Origin of the sequence: Virgibacillus salexigens (assembly GCF_000723585.1) — a bacterium.
Taxonomy (GTDB): domain Bacteria; phylum Bacillota; class Bacilli; order Bacillales; family Amphibacillaceae; genus Virgibacillus; species Virgibacillus salexigens.
In genome coordinates, this window is the sequence record NZ_CCDP010000001.1 from 1,900,843 (window position 1) to 1,920,471 (window position 19,629).

Consider the following 19,629-nt stretch of genomic DNA (forward strand, 5'->3'; position numbering starts at 1 on the left):
TTGAAAATATTCCAACGAGTTAAAAACGCTGCCTTTGGTGCTTATATGGCATGGAAAGGGGTGCAATATGACTTTTCCTCTTGGGCAGGAAAGACATTTTGGGGAATAGACAACTCAACATTAGCAACAAACGAGACCATTTTTAGTGTTGTGACAAGGTTGTCAAACAGTATGGCTACTTTGCCATTAAAGATGTATAAAAACTACCAGATAGAACACAATAGCGCATCTGACGTTCTAATTAACAATCCTAATCCAAATATGACAGGATTTGAGTTTATAAGAAACTTGGAAGTCGCTAGGAATGAAAAAGGTAATGGATATGCGTTAATCGAACGAGATATAAGGCTACAGCCTACGAGATTAACTTTAATTAATCCGGATTATGTTGTTCCTGTAATCGAAAATAACACTAAGGAACTATGGTATGAGGTTTTGGGTGATGATGGGAACAGGTATTACGTCCATAACATGGAAATGATTCATGTAAAGCATATTTCTAGCTCAAGTAAAATCAGCGGGATAAACCCTATCAAAGTGTTAACTAATGCAACTGAATTCGATAAAGCAGTAAGAGAGTTTAGCTTAAGTGAAATGAAAAGTGCGCCTAACTCATTCATATTAAAATATGGATCAAACGTCGATACAGAAAAAAAACAGCGTGTAATCGATGATTTCAAACGGTTTTACAAAGATAACGGCGGTATATTATTCCAAGAACCGGGTGTAGAAATAGATGAATTGGAAAGAAAGTATGTAGCAGCCGATACATTTACTACTGAACGTATTACACGTTCACGAGTAGCTAACGTATATAACATGCCTGTCACAATGTTAAACGATACAGAAGGACAAAGCTATTCAAGTAATGAACAACTTATGAGAATGTATGTAGATCTTACATTAATGCCAATAGTAAGGCAATACGAACAAGAATTTAACAGAAAATTACTTACACCAACCGAAAGAAAAACTGGTTTTTACTTTAAATTTAGTGTTAAAGCGTTACTCAGAGCAGACACCGCAACACAGATGGACGCTTATATGAAAGGAATACGTACTGGAATATATAAACCAGACGAAGTAAGAACGTGGGAAGAATTACCACCAGAGGGCGGGAATTCTGATAAATTACATGTTTCCGGTGATCTATACCCTATAGATTCATTGCCAGCCGAAAGAAGTGGCGCACAAACGAATAACAACGCTGGTAATGAAGAATAACGCGCTTAAAGGCGTGTTTTTATTATGCTTTGAAGGGGGTGAGAATGAGTGAAGAAATTCTGGGAAATGAAAATGGCTACTGATGAAAACGTAGGAGAAATTTATATTTACGGAGACATTGAAAGCTATAAATTCATTGAAGAAGATACCACAGCAACCAGCTTCAAGGAGGATTTGGACGGTTTAGGCGATGTATCAAGCATAAATCTATACATTAATTCGCCTGGAGGATCAGTTTTTGAAGGATTAGCAATATACAACATGTTAAAACGACATAAAGCGCATGTAAATGTACAAGTGGATGCCTTAGCAGCATCTATCTCAAGTGTGATCGCAATGGCCGGTGACACTATTTATATGCCTAAAAATTCAATGCTAATGATCCATAACGCATGGACAATGGCGGTTGGAAATTCTGCGGATTTGAGGAAGATGGCTGACGATTTGGATAGAATCAGTCAATCTAGCATGCAATCTTACCTTGAAAAGGCAGGTGATAAACTTTCAGAAGATAAATTGAAAGAAATGTTAGATGCCGAGACTTGGTTATCAGCAGATGAAGCTAAAGGATTAGGATTAGCGGATGTTGTTTTGGAATCGAATCAAATGGCTGCATCTATCAATAATGATTTATTTGCTAATTACAAAAATGTACCTAAACAACTGCAAAAAGAAGAAAAACAAGCTATTTCATCCCAAGAAATGGCGGAAAGACAAAGAATAGCCGAAGAAGCGAAGGCGGATTCAGAATATACGAAAACAATTTTAGGAGGAATTATTTAATGAATACACTTTACGAAATGAAACAAAACATGGCAACTGTAGGACAGCAACTTCAAAAGGTAGAAAACGAATTATCTCAAAAAGCTATTGATCCAAATGCATCAATGGAAGATATTCAGAAGATGCAACAATCTAAAGATGATTTAAAAGCGCGTTTTGACGTAATTAAAGAGCAACACGACAAGTTGGAAGCGGAACAAAAGGAAGAATTCAGCAAGAAAAAACAATCCTTTGATGGTCTTTCTAAAGAAGAAAAACAAGTAAAAGCAAAAGCGGAATTCATTCGCGCTGCAATTAACAAACAACCATTATCAGATGATGTTAAACAAATTTATGCATTACCAACAGGAAATCCAACAGGTGGAGACAACTTCTTGCCAACTAATTTACAAAACGAATTGGTGCATGAACCATTTGATCGCAACCAACTACGTGAAGTAGTATCGATTTCCAATATCAAAGGTTTGGAACTGCCAAAAATCGCTTATTCCATTGATGATGATGCATTCATCGATGATACTCAAACAGCAAAAGAGCTTGAACTAACTGGTGATACTGTAGCATTCAATCGAAATAAATTTAAGGTCAAAGCTAGAATTTCTGATACTGTTATGCATGGTTCAGATATTGAATTAGTTAATTACGTTGATAATGCATTGCGCTCTGGGTTAGCTACTAAAGAAAAGAAAGATGCTCTTGCCGGTACTCCTGCTACTGGATTAGAGCATATGTCATTTTACAACGGGGATATTGCTTCTGTTACTGGATCATCTAAGTATCAAGCAATCAAAAAAGCTATTGCTGACTTACACGAAACATTCCGTGATAATGCACAAATCGTAATGACTTATGCTGATTACATGGATATCATTGAAACGCTTGCTAATGGAAGCGCAACGCTTTATCAAGCGCAACCAGAACAAGTTCTAGGTAAACCAGTACACTTTGCAGATGGTGCTACGAAGCCGATTGTTGGTGATTTCAACTATGCCCGTATCAACTACGATGCAATGACTTATGACACTGACAAAGACGTAGATTCTGGTGATTACCTGTTCGTCTTAACTGCATGGTACGATCAAAAACGTTCTTTAAACAGTGCGTTCCGTATTGCAGAAGTTGCTGAAACTCCCTAATGCGCCCGTAAATCTTGCGGCTGACTCCAAAACAGATACGAGTGTAACCCTATCTTGGAGTTAGCCTGAGATAGGGCTTTCTTTCAATAGATATAAATTATAAGGAGGGATATTTTGGCTACAACATATAAGATATATCGCGATGGAAGCGAAGTAGCAAGCGGTATTACAGAAAAAAGTTACACAGATACAGAATTAACACCAAATACAACGTATGAATACCAAGTTAGCGCAGTAAATGAGACGGGAGAAAGTGAATTATCTTCTCCTGTAAGTGTTACAACAGATTACAGCGCACCAGAAAGCATAAGTGTTTCCCCTGCTACTAATAATTTAACCGTTGGAGGAGCACGCAACCTATCTGCTAGTGTATCACCATCAACAGCAAAACAAACAGTAACATGGTCGAGTTCCAATGAATCTGTAGTGACTGTTGATGCATCTGGTCAAGTTAGTGCGGTGAGTGCTGGAAGCGCAACTATCACAGCTACAGCCGAGGATGACAATGGAATTACTGGAACAGCTAGTGTTAATGTTACACAGCCAGTAACAGGAGTTAGTGTTGACCCTGCAACAGCGGAAATCGAAGTTGGAGCAACTCAACAACTAACAGAAACCGTTTCGCCTTCTGATGCTTCAAATAAAGGGGTAACGTGGTCTTCTAGTGATGAAGCAATAGCAACAGTAGACGGAAGCGGATTAGTAACTGCAGTAGCAGAAGGAAGCGCAACTATTACAGTCACAACTGATGACGGCGGACACACAGCGGACAGTGCTATCACAGTTATTGCTGCTTCTGGATCATAAGGGGAGGTAATTATATGTCATTACCAACCGTAGAAGAAGTAAAGAACTATTTACGCATCGATGGGGCTGAGGATGATTCATTCCTTGGCTCTTTAATCGATGTAGCAGAAGAAGATTTAATGTCGTCGGGTATAAAAAATCAAGAAACAGCACGATACAAACTCGCCGCTTTGCTTTTGATAGCCAACCATTATGAAGAACGCAGACCAGAAGTGATCGGAACATCTGTGGCTAAAAACAGTTATAGCTTAGAACGTATTATCCTCCAATTAAAAGCTGAAGAACTCCCATTAGATTCTGAATTAGAGGAAATACTATGAATAGTGCTAAATACCGTCACAGAGTAGACATACAAAACAAAGAATCGGTCAGAAATGATGACGGGGAATGGATCGATGATTGGGTACTTGACTATAAGTTATGGGCTAGAAAGCTAGAAAATGGCGGCGATGAATATTTTAATGCAAAAGCTGTTAATGCAGTAAGAACAGTCGTATGGGAATGCCGATATAATAAGCCTTTACACCAAAACGGTGAAGGAAAAAGAATATACTATGACGGACAATCCTACGAAATTAAAAATGTATCTGATAAAACAGGGCTACGTAAAGAATTAGAAATCACCACAGAGGCGGTGATCAGTTAATGTCTATGGATATGGATGTAAATATTCGTAACAGAATTGATGAATTGGGCAAGAAAGGCAAGAGGGAAGAAGGAAAGATTTTAAAATTAGCGGGTGTAGTATTATCAAAAGGGATTTCTAATGAAATTGCATACTCAAATGTAAATAGCGCTACTTATGATCACTTGAAAGATAATATAGTAGTTAGTGGCGTTAAAACTAATGAGTTTGGAGAAAGAAGTGTACAAGTTAGCGCAATTAAAGAATTAGGATTCCGACTTAAGTTCTTGGAGTTTGGTACTTCTAAAATGTCAGCACAAGCACCAATGGAAAGAGGTTCAGCGACTAGTCGCGATGAAGTTGCTGCGGTTTTAGCTGCTGGTATGCGGAGGATAATGCAACTATGATCAACTTAAAAGACGATATTCTAAACGCATTAGAAAGTAATACGGATTTAACGTCCAACTTAGATATTTATAAGGGCTATCCTGCCATCTTTCCAAACAAAGCACCTGCTAACCAAGATTTTAACACTTATATTATATACCAGTTGATAAACAACGTTGATATAGATTACGCAGATAATGAAGCGTTAAGAGAATACATTCAATTTCAAGTATCTGTTTTCACAAAACAAGGCTCAACTACTTTATTAGGTGATGAAATTAATTCGTCTATGAAGTCGTTGGGCTTTTTTAGAAGTTATATTGGTGAAATGTACGAATCCGACACAGGATACACGCACATTTCTAGCCGTTGGAAAACCAAGGTAAGGAAAGGGGAAAAATAATATATGTCATATCAAACAGGGTTAAAGAACTTTCATTTTGCGCCGTTGACTTCTGATGATGAATCGGGGGCGGTTTACGAAACGCCTACCAAATTATCAGAGGGTATAAGTGTTTCTATAGAACCAAGTGTAGCGACAGGTCGTTTATTTGGAGATAACAGAACCGTGGCGACTGCTAATAAATTCAACTATGTAACAGTCAATATTAATGCTACAAAGCTTACAGCGGAGGAAGAAGCTCTTTTATTAGGCAAAACTTTAAATTCAGAAGGTGTATTAGGTTCTGCCGGTGATTCTCCTTATGGAGCATTTGGATTTGAGGTTACATTAGACGACGGAACAAGTGAATACTGGTGGTTACTAAAAGGAAAATTCCAAGAGCCATCAAGAACGACTAACACTGCAACGGATTCAATTGAATTTGGTACACCAACATTAGCAGGTGAATTTATCAAACGTGATTTTGATGAAGAATGGCACTTTATCGGTAACGATAACAATGAAAGTTTCACTGGTGGTGCAACATGGTTTGATACTGTGTATGAACCAACTCCAACTCCCTAATGTTCCCGCTAATTTCGGGGTAACAGATAAAACTGATACTTCTGTTTCATTGGCCTGGGAATAAGAGCGGGTTTTCAAGAGAGTAGTCTAAATAGGCTGCTCTTTTTTACATATTTAGGAGGTGGAAAATATGAACAAAGAAGAAAAAAGAGACTTACAACATAAACCGAAAGAAGTAAAAATCATTTTAGATAAGGAAAGAACTTTCGTATTAGATTTAAACGCATACGCAGAAATCGATATGCTTCATGAAGGCAAAACATACTACGATATCGAGCTAGATGTAATTGGCGGTAGACCATACGCTATTAGAGCGTTTATGTGGGGTGGTTTAGTACACGAAGATCCGGACTTAACACCAGAATTTGTAGGTAAATATATCACAGTTGACAATTTCAAGGATTATGCTAACCAACTTTTTGAAGCTATGGCAGATAGTAAGTCAAAGAATAAAGAGAACAAACAAGATGATTCAGACAGTAAAAAAAAATAAAGAATGAGAAGACGGATTGGGAAGCGTTGTTTAACTTTTGGACTGATGTATTGAAGAAAGACGAGGAAGAATTTTGGAAAACAAGCATGCGAAGATTTAAAGCTACTTTTGATTTGCATATAAGGAAGAAAGAACGAATGGAACAGGCTCAACATGAAAAACAACAGCACCAAGCACTAGAAACATTAAAATCATTAAAATAGGCAGGTGAGAAAGTGGCGAGACGTGATGTTATAGCTGATTTAGTTGCACAGGTTAGCTTAGATGGAACTAATTTTCAAAAGGGCATGGGGCAAGTAAATAGGCAGTTAAAAACCGTAGGCGAGGAATTAAAGACAGCACGCAGCGAATTCAAGCGTACAGGCGATGAACAAAAATTCTTGGGTGATCGTTCCAGGGCGTTATCTAAGCAATTAAAACTACAAGAAACTAGCGTTGATAAACTTACTAAAGCCTATAAAGAATCGAAAGAAAACGGGGAAGAATTCAGCAAGAACACACAGAACCTTGAAAGACGTTTAATGCGTGCGAAACGTGAATTATCCGAAACAGAAGCCGAATTAAAAGATGTTAACGAGCAACTAGACGGGTACAAATGGAAGAAGTTTGGTGATAACGTAAAAAGCGCAGGGGATAACATACAAACCGTTGGAGATCAAATGCAAGGGTTCGGTCAAAGTATGTCTACCAATGTCACAGCGCCTATCGTTGGGTTAGGAACGTTAGCCGTAGAATCTACACGAGAATTACGTGAGGACATGGCTAGATTAAGAACAAACGCAGAACAAGCGGGGACAGGCGTTGACGTAATGGAGAAATCCATGCGTAACCTAAATGCTATCACAGGTGAAACAGATTCTAATGTCGAAGCTTTATCAAACTTAATGGCAACAGGAATGAGCGACAACCAATTATTACAAGCCGTTGATGATCTGTCTGGAGCTGTTATTAAGTTCCCGGATACATTAAAAATCGAAGGATTAGCCGATGGTTTGCAAGAGACATTAGCAACAGGAAAAGCAATCGGACCATTTGCAGAATTACTAGAACGTATGGGTGTAGATTTAGAAACGTTTGATGAAGGTTTAGCGGAAGCAAAAGACAGTGGAGACGAACTGAATTACGCTTTGGGTGAACTGAATGATCTTGATTTATCTAAAGTGAATGACGAATTCAGAGAAACAAACAAGGAACTAATCGATAGTCGTAACGCACAATATGATTTTATGGATTCTCTTTCTGAATTAGGTCAAACATTAGAACCGATAGCAACAAGAATGACAGAAAGCATAACTGAGGTAGTAGAAGCTTTTAACGATTTAGAACCTGCTACACAAGATAACATTTTGAAATTTGCGGGGCTTGCCGCCGTTGTTGGTCCAGCAGGGATTGCCTTAGGTGGAGTAACAAAAGCCATAGGCGGGGTTACGAAAATGGCTGGAGGTTTGATTCCTACGCTTGGTAAAGCAGGCGGCAAAGGAATGCTTGGTCGATTCGCTTTAATGGGCGCTACTGGTGGTCCAGTTGGATTAGCTATAGCCGGTGTCGGTTTACTAGGCACAACAATTGCAGCATTATCTAGTACAAGTTCTAAGAATGCTGAAGAAACATTAAAAAGCATAGAAGCAAGAGAGGATGAACTTGATACTCTAGATCAAAGCATAGAACGATTCGATGAACTACAAAACAAAAACAAACTTTCAACGGATGAAGTTTTGCGTTATATGGATATTATGAATGAGTTGAAAGGTGCTAAGAATGAAGATGCTATTAAAGCTCTTACTGAGGAACAAAACAAATTACTAGAAAAATCCGGATTCACCAATGAAGAAATGAGTGAATTCTTAGACCTCAACGAAGAAATTGTTGACAAATCTCCCAAAACTGCTGAAGCTGTTTCCGAGCAAGGAAATGCCTATGCAGAAACGACCGAGAAGGTAAAGGAACTGAGTGAAGCCAAACGGGCTGAACTTGCAGAGGAAACGTATCAAGAAATCAGAAGTCAGATGAACGAACAAAAAGAAAACTTAGAGGAACGGATAGAACTTCAAAATGAAATCAACGCGAAAGAGTCAGAACAAGCTGCATCTAGTCAAAGGATTTTAGATTTATCTGCACAATTAAGAGAACAGGATTTAGTAGTCGCTGACTTAAAAACAGAAATTTCAGAAGCTACAGGCGCAGAGAAAAGAAACTTAGAAGGGAAACTTATATTAGAACAACAAAATCTAGATGAAATATCAAGACAACTAGGAATCGAAAGACTAACTAACGAAGAATTGAATAAACAGATTGATAAAAAAGAAAACAAGCTAGATAAAACAAATAAAGAGTTAAATCAATTTGACCAACTTCTTGATAAATACGCTTTAATGGTTTTACAAGAACAAGGTATAGTTGCAGAAAAGGGAAAAGGACTAGAAACGTTAAGACTTCAACAGCTAGAAGTAGATCAGAACAAACAAAAATTAAAAGAAATGGAAGCGGCCGGTAAGGGAAATACAGAAGAATACGACAGGATGAACCAAAAGGTTCAGGAACAACAAGAGAAAATTGATGGAGCAAGAGAGAAATTAGAAGGTGTAAATGCTGTAGCTGGGCAAACAATTTATAAAGATGTAATCATAGAAACCGATCCGACTATAGATTGGGTTAATAGGAGTTTAGCTGGGGAAATAACTAAAACAGTTAATTTAGATGTACCTAGATCTCCTATAATGCAGATCCTAAGACCAAACTACGCAGAAGGAACAGACTTCCATCCAGGTGGATCTGCTATTGTGGGTGAAGAAGGCCCGGAATTAATTAGAGAAGGGAATCGCTGGTCATTAGCTGACTTTGGTTTAATCCCTAACCTAGATAGAGGCGCACAAGTATTTACACATGATGAAACTAAAAAGATTATGGGTGCTTTAAATACTCCAGCTTACGCAACAGGTATTAGTCCGGTTGGTGAAGCGAACAGAATAGTTTCGCAGTTGAGTAATAGTTTCACAAGCGATAGTAGTAATCAAATTATAGCTTTACTAAGGAATATTGACAGAGGAATCAGAGAAGGAAAGGTTATTCAAATTGATGGACAACCAGTAACTCAAATAGTAAATGAAAATAATGCCGTTTCTAATGTTGGAAGGTTTTTTGAATGAGGTGGTTAATTGTTTATCGTATATGATGAAAATATGAATTTGAAACCATTTCCAAACGGAATGTTACCACTTGATATTTATATACCGTCTATGCAACGTGAAAGAAATACAAGTTCTATGGATGGTTCAGACGGAATAATCGATAAGGGTTATGTATTTACAACACGCCCTCCATCAGTAGATGTAGGATTAATTTCGCAAGATACTAAAGATTTCCGACTACTGAGGGATGTAGCATTTAATTTTTTTAACAACCATGATTATCTTTATGTATCAGAAACGCATCAAAAAGGGAAAAGATACAAAGTAACAATAACTGAATCATTTATTCCAGAGAGGCTCACCCAAGAAATGGCAATAGCTTCTTTTTCTTTGGAAATGTATGAACTTCCATTCGCTGAATCTATTGGCACAACCCAAGATATTCAACTTAATGGAATAGATACAGATAGCGAATTATGGGGTTTCGGCATGGGCTTAATTGCGGATGATGAATCGTTGATTTATACGCACGAAACGAACGAATTTCGTATATACAACGCAGGAAACCGTCCAATACATCCGTTTCAACAGGAATTAAAAATAACGATAAGCAACGTTGTGGGTTCGGATAACTATTTGCAACTACGTAACGTAACAACTGGAACAACATTTCGCGTTAATGAAAAAGTAAGAGATACGCAAGTTATAGTATTAGACGGACCAAACGTTACATCAAACGGTCTGCAGTTTCTACGAAGTACGAACAAGGAATTTATCGAAATAGCGCCATGGTGGAATGATTTTAGATTAACAGGCGCAAAAAGTGTAACAATAGAATTTGATTTTAGATTTTACTATGCATAAGAGGTGAGTGGATGGCTCAAAAAGAAGTGTTAACTATCTGGGATAGAGAAAATAGAAATAACTTAGAACACAACTTTAATGAATTATTCGGAGAAATGGGAAACATCGTAGAAACTATTTCCGAAGAAGCAGTTCAGCAAATCATAGACAGTGCAAAGATTAATTGGTTAGAACCTGTTACAACTAAAGCAGAATTACCTTCAACTGCTAATATAGGTGATGCTATTATGGTTAGTGACAACGGCGAAGGTGTGGCAGAAGTTTACCGATACAGTGGTTCTGATTGGGAATTAATACAACAATTTGATCCAACCGCAATAAATGAATTAGATAAAAGGATAACGTTACAACTAGAAACGAAAGCAGACGATCAAGATATAATTGATGCGAATTTACGTATTGACGAAATCCCGATATCAGAATATAAAATCGAAACAACAACCGGAAGAGATTGGAGTACGCAAACCAACGAATTAAGATATACGCTGAACTCTGAAAAAGTGACTTTCCAAACCCCAACAGATCAGCACAACAAAAAAATAGTTATATTTGGTTCATCAACAGCAGAAGGTTTCTATGGAACAGAAGGAAATTCGTGGTGGGAAAAATTGAGGGATTCTCTAAACACTGAAGGTTGGGAAATATTGCAACGTTCTTTATCCGGAGACGATACAAGCGGTGGGATATCACGATTTCATAAAGACGTAATTCCTTATAACCCTGATATTTGTATAATCGCTTTTACTTTGGGCAATGAAGGAATGAACAGCGAACAAACATTACCCGAAAAAGAGGCGACATTAGAACAATTTAAAGCAAATATATTGACTATCGCTGCAACTTGTAAACAACATGGCATTTTCCCAATTATCGCAGACCAATTCCCTACAAAACGGTATAATGCGGAAATTTACAGACTGGCAGCAGAATTGAATAAAGAGATAGATCGTTTAGGTTTTATGACAATCAATTTCAAAGGTGCGATTGATGCTATATTGCCAAATGGTGTTCCTTTGAACCTTGCTATGCATGATGATCTGCATCCAAACGATGCTGGACACAATTCAATGTTCAAATCTATTCCTTTGGATATGTTCAAATATATTAGTGCACAAAGAAAAGTGATGAAGATTGAAGAAAACCAAGGTTTTATAAGCACGCCGGATTTAGATGCAGGAATTGCCGTTAGACCAATAGAATATGTTCCGCAAGACACCTTTGAAACCTTCACAATGTTTTTTAGATTGAGGGCAAACCAAGCCGTAGAACTCCAAAGAACATGGGCAGGAATCGGTGATGAGTTAAGGATTTCCAATCAAGATAGTGCTAACCATGAGTTAGATTTACGTGGTGGTGGGATGTCTGGACCTATTATCTCAGATGTAGGACTTGACGACTTAGATTGGCACTCTATATGTGTTACTTTTAGTGGAATTTCAAAAGCAATCAAGTTTTATATAGATGGAAACTTGATTGGAGCCGATACTTCTGAAACGTTAACTGTACCGCAAATTACATTAGCAGGAAGGTCGGACGGGGTGATTGGAAAAAATGCGTCTTTTAAGGACTTTGCAGTGTATAAATCTAGGTTATCAGATGAACAAGTGAAAGACTTGCATAATGGAATATACTCTATTGGTAGTTTACATGTATTTGCTCCTTTTAGTGATCAACCTTCTCTGGATAAACGGATGTTAAACTTAGCACCAACCGGTGAGTACGTCCGTATTAATACAGGTCAATTAATCGGCTCTTAGGAGGTGAATAAATGCAAATACGCAATTTAAACGGTGATGAATATGCATTGCAAGCTACAACGACAACGGACTTAGAACTAAACGGGAACCAATCGTTATCACTACAGATATTACCGACGAAAGTAAACAAATTATTCATCGATGACGTAGCCGAAATGTGGCAGATCACAGCGGACGGAATAACGTATAAAATCGTATACGCTAAACGTAAAGGAGAGGGGCGGTTATTGACAGTAGATGTCAAAGCTGTTCCTCTTTTCTTTGACGATTTCGACACACAGCGCATATATGAGCGTTATGATCAGCACATGACTGCAATTAATTGTTTTTCGATTATATTCGAAAGCAGTGGTTATGAATTCGTTCTAGTCGATCAATTCGAAGCTATTCAATGGGAAGGATTCGGAGAAGGTGCCACTCGACTAGCGATGTTTAAAGAGGCGATAAATCGATATGGCGTAGAGTTTCGGATCGTTGGTACTACGGTTTATCTCGAAAGGCAAATCGGAAGAGATACATCGTTCATGTACCGTCACAAATTAAACGCTTCTAATATCGTTCAAGAAATCGATGCAGGTTCAATGTATACCTACGCAAAAGGTTACGGTGATTTCGCAGAAGGCGAAGAACAGGACGCGAAATTAATTCGAGAATATACATCGCCTTTAGCTAACATCATCGGTAAGCGCGAAGCGCCGCCGATTAAAAACGGGAAAATAACGACTACCTCTAAAATGGACGAGAGTTTAAAAGCGTTAGTCGATGAATCACTACAAATTAGCGTATCATCCGATATTTTCGACTTACGCAAACAGGGCTACGAATTAGGACAACCGGAATTAGGAGATCGTACATTCCTTATCGACGAACGAATCGGATTAAACGAGGAAGTACGCATCGTAAATATGTCAATCAAGAAGGACTGGAAAGGTAATGTATTAGACTTAAAGTTAACGTTTGGTTCGGACGGATTGACCAAACGGTATCAATCGAGATTAAACACAGCAGCGAAAGATATTACTGATATACTAGCCGGACACAAAAAGATGCCCTTTAGCGTACTTCCTTCCGCAAAGCAAGCAGCAGTTCGTAAATTAGAAGAAGCGCAAACGGAATTAATATTCGGTAATGCCGAAAACGGTGTACAAGGAATTATAGCTCAGGATAAAAACGATCCTAACAAGTTAATGTGGATGAATTCTAACGGTTGGATGATTAGCGTTGATGGTGGCGTTACTCCGAAAGTAGCAGCAACCGCAGAAGGTATAGTAGCAGAATCAATCATTGGTCAATCTATTATTGGACTTAATTTAACATCAATAGATGAATCGGGTTATTTCCACGTTAATGGGTCGGATGCTGAGTTTGTGGACTTGAACACAAACAGAACTGTTAGCATAAGTCCTGATGGTATTTACGGAAAGAACTCTAACGGTGATATACGTTTTCAAGCTAACAGTACATTAGTAACGTCAGCAGCTTTAGGAACTTCTAACGCTAACGTTTATCTAGCGCCTATGGATGACGGAGAGGCTAGAGTGGTTAGGCATTCGAGCGTTCCGGGTGACGGAACGGTTGATGATTATGTTTATAGTCCTATAAGAAGTCTGGGAATGTACGGTAACTTTTGGAATGTGAATGCCGCTACCAACGGAACGCACTTGTATGCTAGACCACTATCTGGTGGAGAATTACGAGTTACATTAAACGAAACTACAAGCAATTATCAAAACGTTAGAGCGGATAGAATTTTCGCTAACAGGGTAACTCCGAATGCTTTGCAGAGTTCACAAGATCACTTTTACCTTGGAACACTAAACGGCGGGGAGTTCCGAGTTGTAAATAACGATACTACGGAAAACTGGAACTCTGTGAGGGCGTCTGGTTATTTTGGAGATTTCATTGATAAGAATGCTTTATCTGGGGGTTCGCATATTTATGTCAGACCCGCTGGTGATCCAGGAGAATTACGAGTAACAGTAAGAGGAACTACCGGAACGTATAGACCTGTTAAAGCGCTTGACTTCAACACAGATACGTCAGTAAGAGAAAATAAAAAAGATATCCAAGTTTATAGCAAAAACACACTTAATACTTGGCGTAATGCTAATGTATATACGTATCATCGGATAAATGATAATACTGGTGCGAAATTACAGTTAGGTATGATGATAGATGAAATGCCGGATGTAACTTATGCAGAATCGTATGACAGTTTCGCTTTATACGCTTTACTATCCTATGCGATTAAAGGTGTTAAAGATGTACTTGATTATGTAGACACATTAGAAGAAAGAGTAGCATTATTGGAGGGATAATATGGAACAACAAATAGAATTTCAAACTGTAATAAATTCTTTATCACAACAAGTTCAGGATTACTCTGTTAAATTAGCTTACCAGGCGGCTGTATCTCAGCAGTTACAAAAAGAAAAGGATGAGTTAACGAAGGAGTTAGAAGAATTGCGAAAACAACAGATAGAAGAAATGGATAAGAATAGTGACCATTAATGTAATATAATTGTAACAATAGTAATAGTATTGTATAATTATGGTAAGGGTGGTGCATTTATGAAAAAGTTAGTGAATGGATTTGTTAGTATTTTTTCGAAAGTGGAAATGCCAACAGATTGTATTAAATGCCCAGAATGTAATGGATCAGGATTAGAAGACGTATTCATAAATTGCGAAGAATGTGATGGTCTCGGGTACGTCAAACAGCGCGGGTAAAGACTCTTTTTAGAGTCTTTTTTTGCGAAAAAACAAGGATAGCCTACACTATCCCCTAGCCGTCTGTACGGGTCGAGATGTACAGGCGGTTATTTATATTATATACGAAATTATGTCGCAATGGTAGGGGGTCGAGAGTATGTCGGAAGTTGGAGAGGAGACAACTGGCGTGAAACTCATCGAACAAAACGTCAAGCATAATGTCGAGGATATAAGAGAGCTGAAGAAAAGAGTAAATGCTGTTGAAAAAGAAGTGCATGACGTTAAAGCTACTCAACAGGTTACAAATCAAAGTGTTTCTCATATCATGGAAACTTTGTCCGAGCTTAAATCGGGAGTAAAAGAATTAGACGGGAAAATCGATGCAAGTAATATAGAACAACTAAAAGAGTATAAAAACGCGGTTTGGAAAGTCGGCATTACCATTATTGGTACAGTAATCGCTGGCTTTTTATTATTTTCATTTGGTCTTAAATAAAAGGAGGAATTACAATGAAAAACATTAACTGGAAAGTACGTTTTAGCAACCCTGTATTTTTAGCACAATTAGTATTATCAGTATTAGCACCTATAACCCTTTATTTTGGGATCACATATGAGGAATTAAATACGTGGGGGAAATTAGGACAGGTTTTATTTGATGCTGTCAGAAATCCTTATGTACTATCTGGCGTGGCTGTTTCTGTATATAACGCTGTTAATGATCCGACAACTGCGGGCGTTATCAAAGACTCGATTAGAGCGCAAGGATACGAAAAACCAAAAAAGGATGTGCGATAATGGTTAAAATAAAAAAACAATTAGTTTCCCAGTCGGTAGTTAATAAGCGTTCATATGGTTATGGTAATCCTGTAAATTATATCGTAGTACATCAAACAGGAAATACAAGCGCGAAGGCAAACGCGCAAGCACATGCTAATATACAAACAAACCTCAATCCAAGACAAGCTAGTTGGCATTATCAAGTTGACGATAAGGAGGCTATACAGTCGTTTGAAGATGGCGTGCAATGTTGGCATGCTACAGATGGAAGTAATGGCCCGGGTAATACAACAGGAGTAGCTATTGAAATCTGCATTAACAGGGATGGTGATTACAGAAAAGCCGTCCAAAACGCTGCTGAATTAGTTGGACATTTAATGGACAAGCATAATCTTGGTATCAGTAAAGTTAAACAACATCATGATTTTTATAATAAAAACTGTCCAGCGCAACTTAGAGCAGGAAAAGACGGGATCTCTTGGAATGATTTTAAAAACATGGCAACCGGTAGCAAGACGGCTGACGCACCTAATCAACAGGTAGGATCAGAAACAGTTAGTAATTATAAGGGTAATTCGATTGTTGATTACCTAAACAGTATCGGTAAGAATGCAAGCTTTAGCGCACGTAAAAAATATGCTGCTGAATATGGCATAAAAGGGTACAAAGGAACGGCATCGCAGAACATTGCTTTGCTTAATAAAATGCGTAAGGGTAAACCATCAAAGCCAAAAGCTAATTATATCGGTAAACGCGTTGAATCCAAGCATAACGGTAACTTACGTTTTTACAGCAAACCTAGTTGGTCGGATAAATATGTAGTAGGACAACTTAAAAAAGGATATGGATTCCCGACTATTGTAGATAAACTCAAAGTTGGTGATGGATACCAATACAAAGCCAAAAACAGTAAAGGTCATGTATATTACGTAACCGCATCAAGTAAATACGTTAGAGTAGAATAATAAAAATAACCCTCACTATAATTAGTGGGGGTTTTTCTCTTTCTTAAGCTTATCCACTTGATCTATGAAGCCTTCTTTTACTTCAAAATCCGTACCTTTCATATACCGTTTCATCGTTTGAGAAGTCATTTCTTTTAAATCATCGGAAGAATATTCAATCACACCACTATTACCCCTGCTATTCCAGCGATAAGTAGTGTTCCCAATTCGTTTTATGTCTAGGTGATACTTAGTATATAATTTCTGTTTTGTGGCTGACATGTCTTTCTGTATGCGTTCTATGACGGCATCAATCATACTTTGATATACGATACCTTGCTTAAATTTTGCAAAGCGCTTTCTATCCTGTTCGAAAATCTTCGCAGCAAAAGGAAGAATGATGAAATCCTGTGCTAACCGTTTTAATTCCTCATTCATAAGATCACCTCAAAGAACGTTTGGTATATTTTACGAAAATCAAGAAAGATTCAAAGATTCTTTTATTTTAACCATGGTTTCGACATAACTCAAAGTTTGTGTTGGAGAAATATCATTGGCTTTTAGTTTTTCTATACAATCGTACCAATTGTCGCTCACCTTTTTAGCAGCTTCATCTTTGTTGGTAAGCAAAAAAGGAATTGTAACGCTATATAAATTACATAGCTTTTGCAAAATTGAAAGACTTGGTATGCTCCCGTTTTCTATTTTAGAAACATATGAATTACTTACTCCGATTTTACGTCCTGCTTCACGCGTTGTAAAACCTTTTGTTTCCCTTAATTCTCTTAACCTTTTACCAATTTCTTGATCTAAGTCCATTTTTCATCCCCCTTACGTGTTCTTTCGTATAAATCATCTACTTTGCAACTTAATATATCGGAAAGTTTAAAGCAGTTAATTAGCGAGGGTATCGACTGGTCATTAATCCATCTAGATAGCACAACTTGGCTAACACCCAATTGCTCTGCGATCCATTTCTTTTTATATCCTCTTAAATCAATCCAATACCCAATTTTACTTTTAAGTTTCATTTTCATCACCATTTAATCATTTCCACAAAAGCAACACAAATCCCTTTTATATTATTAGTTTAATATTTTTTAAAGTAATTTGTCATCAAAACAAGCTTCATATGCATATTCTTTTGTATAATCTCATTCACACATGTATACAAGACTTCCCTAATACTCGCTTATTTTTTCTTGGTTTCGCTCGTATATGACACTATTATTATCTCATGTCTACCCCTTTTAATGTCTTGTTATAACGGTATCGGTATATGCAAATGAATGCAGATTGAATGAATCTACGAAAGAAGGTGGAAAAGAATATGGATTATGTGATAGGTGGAGGCTTGGCCGCTTTCATTATTTACGCAGCGAAAAAGTGGAACAAAACGGAGAAGGAAAAAATACAACATACATTCCAAAACATCGGGTATGTAGTAAAGGATAAAGAACCTAAGTTATTCAAAACACATAAAAGCACTACCCACACACTTTATACGTATCATGTTCCTTATGGTTTGGTGGACGATCCTAAATTAGAAGTACTTGAAAAGGTATTAAACAAACCTGTTAAAGTGTCGTTTGCTAATGGGAAACTTCACATCAAGGTATATCATTCTAAGCTAAATAACAATTACTCATACGATTCTTTTGAGTCTAAAGGTAAATGGATTGTACCAATCGGGAAAACTTATGACGGCTCTGTATATCACGATTTCGATGATATTCCGCACATGATCGTAGCAGGTTCAACAACATGGGGCAAAACAGTGTTTTTACGTATGCTGATGACTCACCTAATAGAAAACAATCCAAACGGTGTAGAATTTTATATTTTAGACTTGAAAGGGAGGTTAGCTTTTAATCGGTACAGGAATTTAAAACAGGTTAAAGCTATTGCGGGAGATTACAAAGAATCAGCCAATGCACTTAAAAAAGTTAAAAAAAGCATCGATAAAGATATGGATTATTTGAGGTCGATCGATGCTGAAAATGCAAAAGAAGCCAACATACCAACAAGGAAGTTTATAATCATTGATGAAGCAGGAGAACTTAAACCTGATAAAAGTATGAGTGATGAAGATAAAGAGTATACGAAAAAATGCCAACAAATATTAAATCACATTGCCAGAGTTGCTGGACAAATCGGTTATAAAATGATTTACGGTACACAGTATCCAACTAAAGAAATCCTTGATCCACAAATAAAAGCTAATGCATTGGCTAGAGTTTCGTTCCGGTTAGCTACGTCTGTTCAATCTGGTGTAGCTGTGGATCAACCAGGAGCAGAAAAATTAGAATGCAAGGGTAGGGCGATTTATAAGACCGTAGACGACTATATCGTTCAAACCCCTTTTATAAGCAAAAAGGAAATATGGGAAAGAATAGGGAGGTATGAAAATGATCCAAGTTCAAAGGAAGATCAGAAGACAAGAAAAAATACTGTCCACTTTGGATGATTTGAATTATGCAACAAGAAAGCAGTTGCAGGTCATTGAAAAATTAGGAGGGGATAGAAACGCTCACAGGATCTTGCATGAAATGGAAAAAGATAAACTCATTAGCAGTATAAGAGCAGAACAAAAAATATACTATGTCAGTAACAAAGGAAAGGGTGTCATAGGATCGCATAAAGGGGATTTAAGCAAAGATAGACTAACCCATACAATCATGCGGAATGACTTATATATAAAACTGAACATGCCTAAGAATTGGAAGGAAGAACAACCGATAACATGGGGAGATGATCGGAAGATAATACCAGATGCGATTTTTCGTAAAGGTAATGAATTTCATTTTGTGGAGATAGATAATAGACAAAAAATGCAAACGAATATAGAAAAAATAAAACAATACAAGAGTTTGTCAAAGGCTATATTTCAAGACTACAAACACACGCCTACACTAATATGGTATTCATTATCTGATATACGTAAAGAAAAGTTGGCTAATGAATGTGTTAAAAAAGGGTTGAAACACATTATTTATTGATTCATGAAACTAAAAATAATGAA

At 37.4% G+C, this 19,629-nt stretch carries 25 protein-coding genes; 22 read left to right on the forward strand and 3 right to left on the reverse strand.

The annotated features are described in order from the left end of the window. The 20 genes from BN990_RS08805 to BN990_RS23375 all read left to right on the forward strand — a co-directional run bounded on the left by BN990_RS08805 (position 1) and on the right by BN990_RS23375 (position 16,628). Entirely contained in the window at positions 1-1,224 is a 1,224-nt protein-coding gene (locus BN990_RS08805) for a phage portal protein (protein ID WP_038243584.1), read from the forward strand. Between the two features lie 66 nt (positions 1,225-1,290). Then, positions 1,291-2,007, forward strand: coding sequence for a head maturation protease, ClpP-related (locus BN990_RS08810; RefSeq protein WP_425330226.1), 717 nt, complete (start codon positions 1,291-1,293; stop codon positions 2,005-2,007). Continuing rightward, the gene (locus BN990_RS08815; RefSeq protein ID WP_038243589.1) at positions 2,007-3,143 is read left to right on the forward strand and encodes a phage major capsid protein; all 1,137 of its coding nucleotides are present in this window, start codon (positions 2,007-2,009) and stop codon (positions 3,141-3,143) included. The genes BN990_RS08810 and BN990_RS08815 overlap by 1 nt, the downstream gene beginning before the upstream one ends. A 114-nt stretch (positions 3,144-3,257) precedes the next feature. Beyond that, positions 3,258-3,950 carry an Ig-like domain-containing protein gene (locus tag BN990_RS21525; protein WP_051739061.1) on the forward strand — a complete coding sequence of 231 codons (693 nt, stop codon included), beginning with the start codon at positions 3,258-3,260 and terminating at the stop codon, positions 3,948-3,950. 14 nt (positions 3,951-3,964) lie between these two features. Further along, positions 3,965-4,270 carry a head-tail connector protein gene (locus BN990_RS08830; RefSeq protein WP_038243592.1) on the forward strand — a complete coding sequence of 102 codons (306 nt, stop codon included), beginning with the start codon at positions 3,965-3,967 and terminating at the stop codon, positions 4,268-4,270. Further along, on the forward strand, positions 4,267-4,596 hold the full coding sequence (locus BN990_RS08835) for a phage head closure protein (protein WP_038243594.1): 330 nt from the start codon (positions 4,267-4,269) through the stop codon (positions 4,594-4,596). The genes BN990_RS08830 and BN990_RS08835 overlap by 4 nt, the downstream gene beginning before the upstream one ends. Next, the gene (locus BN990_RS08840) at positions 4,596-4,982 is read left to right on the forward strand and encodes an HK97-gp10 family putative phage morphogenesis protein (RefSeq protein ID WP_038243597.1); all 387 of its coding nucleotides are present in this window, start codon (positions 4,596-4,598) and stop codon (positions 4,980-4,982) included. Before BN990_RS08835 ends, BN990_RS08840 begins: the two co-directional genes overlap by 1 nt. Continuing rightward, positions 4,979-5,365 (forward strand): hypothetical protein, encoded by a 387-nt coding sequence (locus BN990_RS08845; RefSeq protein ID WP_038243602.1) that lies wholly within the window; start codon positions 4,979-4,981, stop codon positions 5,363-5,365. Before BN990_RS08840 ends, BN990_RS08845 begins: the two co-directional genes overlap by 4 nt. A 3-nt stretch (positions 5,366-5,368) precedes the next feature. After that, positions 5,369-5,929, forward strand: a complete 561-nt coding sequence (locus BN990_RS08850; protein ID WP_051739063.1) for a major tail protein — start codon at positions 5,369-5,371, stop codon at positions 5,927-5,929. Between the two features lie 130 nt (positions 5,930-6,059). Beyond that, positions 6,060-6,422 carry a hypothetical protein gene (locus BN990_RS08855; protein WP_038243605.1) on the forward strand — a complete coding sequence of 121 codons (363 nt, stop codon included), beginning with the start codon at positions 6,060-6,062 and terminating at the stop codon, positions 6,420-6,422. A gap of 50 nt (positions 6,423-6,472) precedes the next feature. Next, positions 6,473-6,625 (forward strand): hypothetical protein, encoded by a 153-nt coding sequence (locus BN990_RS22560; protein WP_158295231.1) that lies wholly within the window; start codon positions 6,473-6,475, stop codon positions 6,623-6,625. Positions 6,626-6,637: 12 nt separating this feature from the next. Then, positions 6,638-9,568: a phage tail tape measure protein gene (locus tag BN990_RS08860; RefSeq protein ID WP_038243607.1), complete on the forward strand. Its 2,931-nt coding sequence runs from the start codon at positions 6,638-6,640 to the stop codon at positions 9,566-9,568. Positions 9,569-9,577: 9 nt separating this feature from the next. Next, positions 9,578-10,414, forward strand: coding sequence for a phage tail domain-containing protein (locus tag BN990_RS08865; protein WP_051739065.1), 837 nt, complete (start codon positions 9,578-9,580; stop codon positions 10,412-10,414). Between the two features lie 11 nt (positions 10,415-10,425). Next, positions 10,426-12,171 (forward strand): GDSL-type esterase/lipase family protein, encoded by a 1,746-nt coding sequence (locus BN990_RS08870; protein WP_038243609.1) that lies wholly within the window; start codon positions 10,426-10,428, stop codon positions 12,169-12,171. An 11-nt stretch (positions 12,172-12,182) separates the two neighbouring features. After that, entirely contained in the window at positions 12,183-14,489 is a 2,307-nt protein-coding gene (locus BN990_RS21530; RefSeq protein WP_051739067.1) for a phage tail protein, read from the forward strand. 1 nt (position 14,490) lies between these two features. Next, positions 14,491-14,682, forward strand: coding sequence for a hypothetical protein (locus tag BN990_RS08880; RefSeq protein WP_038243611.1), 192 nt, complete (start codon positions 14,491-14,493; stop codon positions 14,680-14,682). 60 nt (positions 14,683-14,742) lie between these two features. Then, positions 14,743-14,901 (forward strand): hypothetical protein, encoded by a 159-nt coding sequence (locus BN990_RS22565; RefSeq protein WP_158295232.1) that lies wholly within the window; start codon positions 14,743-14,745, stop codon positions 14,899-14,901. A gap of 139 nt (positions 14,902-15,040) precedes the next feature. Then, positions 15,041-15,379, forward strand: a complete 339-nt coding sequence (locus tag BN990_RS08885; RefSeq protein ID WP_038243614.1) for a hypothetical protein — start codon at positions 15,041-15,043, stop codon at positions 15,377-15,379. 14 nt (positions 15,380-15,393) lie between these two features. Then, the gene (locus BN990_RS08890; protein WP_038243617.1) at positions 15,394-15,681 is read left to right on the forward strand and encodes a phage holin family protein; all 288 of its coding nucleotides are present in this window, start codon (positions 15,394-15,396) and stop codon (positions 15,679-15,681) included. Further along, entirely contained in the window at positions 15,681-16,628 is a 948-nt protein-coding gene (locus BN990_RS23375) for an N-acetylmuramoyl-L-alanine amidase (protein ID WP_051739069.1), read from the forward strand. Before BN990_RS08890 ends, BN990_RS23375 begins: the two co-directional genes overlap by 1 nt. 21 nt (positions 16,629-16,649) lie before the next feature. On the opposite strand, the gene BN990_RS08900 is transcribed toward BN990_RS23375, so the two are convergent. The 3 genes from BN990_RS08900 to BN990_RS08910 are packed head-to-tail and all read right to left on the reverse strand — an operon-like array spanning position 16,650 to position 17,638. Beyond that, complete coding sequence (locus tag BN990_RS08900; protein ID WP_038243619.1) at positions 16,650-17,045, reverse strand: hypothetical protein; 396 nt, start codon at positions 17,043-17,045, stop codon at positions 16,650-16,652. A gap of 39 nt (positions 17,046-17,084) precedes the next feature. After that, entirely contained in the window at positions 17,085-17,426 is a 342-nt protein-coding gene (locus BN990_RS08905; RefSeq protein WP_038243632.1) for a helix-turn-helix domain-containing protein, read from the reverse strand. Next, on the reverse strand, positions 17,417-17,638 hold the full coding sequence (locus BN990_RS08910; protein WP_051739163.1) for a helix-turn-helix transcriptional regulator: 222 nt from the start codon (positions 17,636-17,638) through the stop codon (positions 17,417-17,419). Before BN990_RS08910 ends, BN990_RS08905 begins: the two co-directional genes overlap by 10 nt. Before the next feature lie 299 nt (positions 17,639-17,937). Here BN990_RS08910 and BN990_RS08915 point away from each other — a divergent pair, with 299 nt between their 5' ends. Both BN990_RS08915 and BN990_RS08920 read left to right on the forward strand, forming a co-directional pair. Next, a complete protein-coding gene (locus BN990_RS08915) occupies positions 17,938-19,074 on the forward strand; it encodes an FtsK/SpoIIIE domain-containing protein (protein ID WP_038243645.1) in 1,137 nt (378 codons plus the stop codon). Then, entirely contained in the window at positions 19,016-19,606 is a 591-nt protein-coding gene (locus BN990_RS08920; RefSeq protein ID WP_038243648.1) for a replication-relaxation family protein, read from the forward strand. The genes BN990_RS08915 and BN990_RS08920 overlap by 59 nt, the downstream gene beginning before the upstream one ends. The last annotated feature ends 23 nt before the right edge of the window (positions 19,607-19,629 follow it).

What these genes read in the sequence shown, in the direction of transcription:
- BN990_RS08920 (WP_038243648.1), top strand. Translation starts at nt 19,016, where the DNA reads ATGATCCAAGTTCAAAGGAAGATCAGAAGACAAGAAAAAATACTGTCC.
- BN990_RS08870 (WP_038243609.1), top strand. Translation starts at nt 10,426, where the DNA reads ATGGCTCAAAAAGAAGTGTTAACTATCTGGGATAGAGAAAATAGAAAT.
- BN990_RS08815 (WP_038243589.1), top strand. Translation starts at nt 2,007, where the DNA reads ATGAATACACTTTACGAAATGAAACAAAACATGGCAACTGTAGGACAG.
- BN990_RS08905 (WP_038243632.1), bottom strand. Translation starts at nt 17,426, where the DNA reads ATGGACTTAGATCAAGAAATTGGTAAAAGGTTAAGAGAATTAAGGGAA.
- BN990_RS08840 (WP_038243597.1), top strand. Translation starts at nt 4,596, where the DNA reads ATGTCTATGGATATGGATGTAAATATTCGTAACAGAATTGATGAATTG.
- BN990_RS08850 (WP_051739063.1), top strand. Translation starts at nt 5,369, where the DNA reads ATGTCATATCAAACAGGGTTAAAGAACTTTCATTTTGCGCCGTTGACT.
- BN990_RS08885 (WP_038243614.1), top strand. Translation starts at nt 15,041, where the DNA reads ATGTCGGAAGTTGGAGAGGAGACAACTGGCGTGAAACTCATCGAACAA.
- BN990_RS21530 (WP_051739067.1), top strand. Translation starts at nt 12,183, where the DNA reads ATGCAAATACGCAATTTAAACGGTGATGAATATGCATTGCAAGCTACA.
- BN990_RS23375 (WP_051739069.1), top strand. Translation starts at nt 15,681, where the DNA reads ATGGTTAAAATAAAAAAACAATTAGTTTCCCAGTCGGTAGTTAATAAG.
- BN990_RS08845 (WP_038243602.1), top strand. Translation starts at nt 4,979, where the DNA reads ATGATCAACTTAAAAGACGATATTCTAAACGCATTAGAAAGTAATACG.
- BN990_RS08915 (WP_038243645.1), top strand. Translation starts at nt 17,938, where the DNA reads ATGGATTATGTGATAGGTGGAGGCTTGGCCGCTTTCATTATTTACGCA.
- BN990_RS08810 (WP_425330226.1), top strand. Translation starts at nt 1,291, where the DNA reads ATGAAAATGGCTACTGATGAAAACGTAGGAGAAATTTATATTTACGGA.
- BN990_RS08890 (WP_038243617.1), top strand. Translation starts at nt 15,394, where the DNA reads ATGAAAAACATTAACTGGAAAGTACGTTTTAGCAACCCTGTATTTTTA.
- BN990_RS08835 (WP_038243594.1), top strand. Translation starts at nt 4,267, where the DNA reads ATGAATAGTGCTAAATACCGTCACAGAGTAGACATACAAAACAAAGAA.
- BN990_RS08910 (WP_051739163.1), bottom strand. Translation starts at nt 17,638, where the DNA reads ATGAAACTTAAAAGTAAAATTGGGTATTGGATTGATTTAAGAGGATAT.
- BN990_RS22565 (WP_158295232.1), top strand. Translation starts at nt 14,743, where the DNA reads ATGAAAAAGTTAGTGAATGGATTTGTTAGTATTTTTTCGAAAGTGGAA.
- BN990_RS08855 (WP_038243605.1), top strand. Translation starts at nt 6,060, where the DNA reads ATGAACAAAGAAGAAAAAAGAGACTTACAACATAAACCGAAAGAAGTA.
- BN990_RS08830 (WP_038243592.1), top strand. Translation starts at nt 3,965, where the DNA reads ATGTCATTACCAACCGTAGAAGAAGTAAAGAACTATTTACGCATCGAT.
- BN990_RS08880 (WP_038243611.1), top strand. Translation starts at nt 14,491, where the DNA reads ATGGAACAACAAATAGAATTTCAAACTGTAATAAATTCTTTATCACAA.
- BN990_RS08900 (WP_038243619.1), bottom strand. Translation starts at nt 17,045, where the DNA reads ATGAATGAGGAATTAAAACGGTTAGCACAGGATTTCATCATTCTTCCT.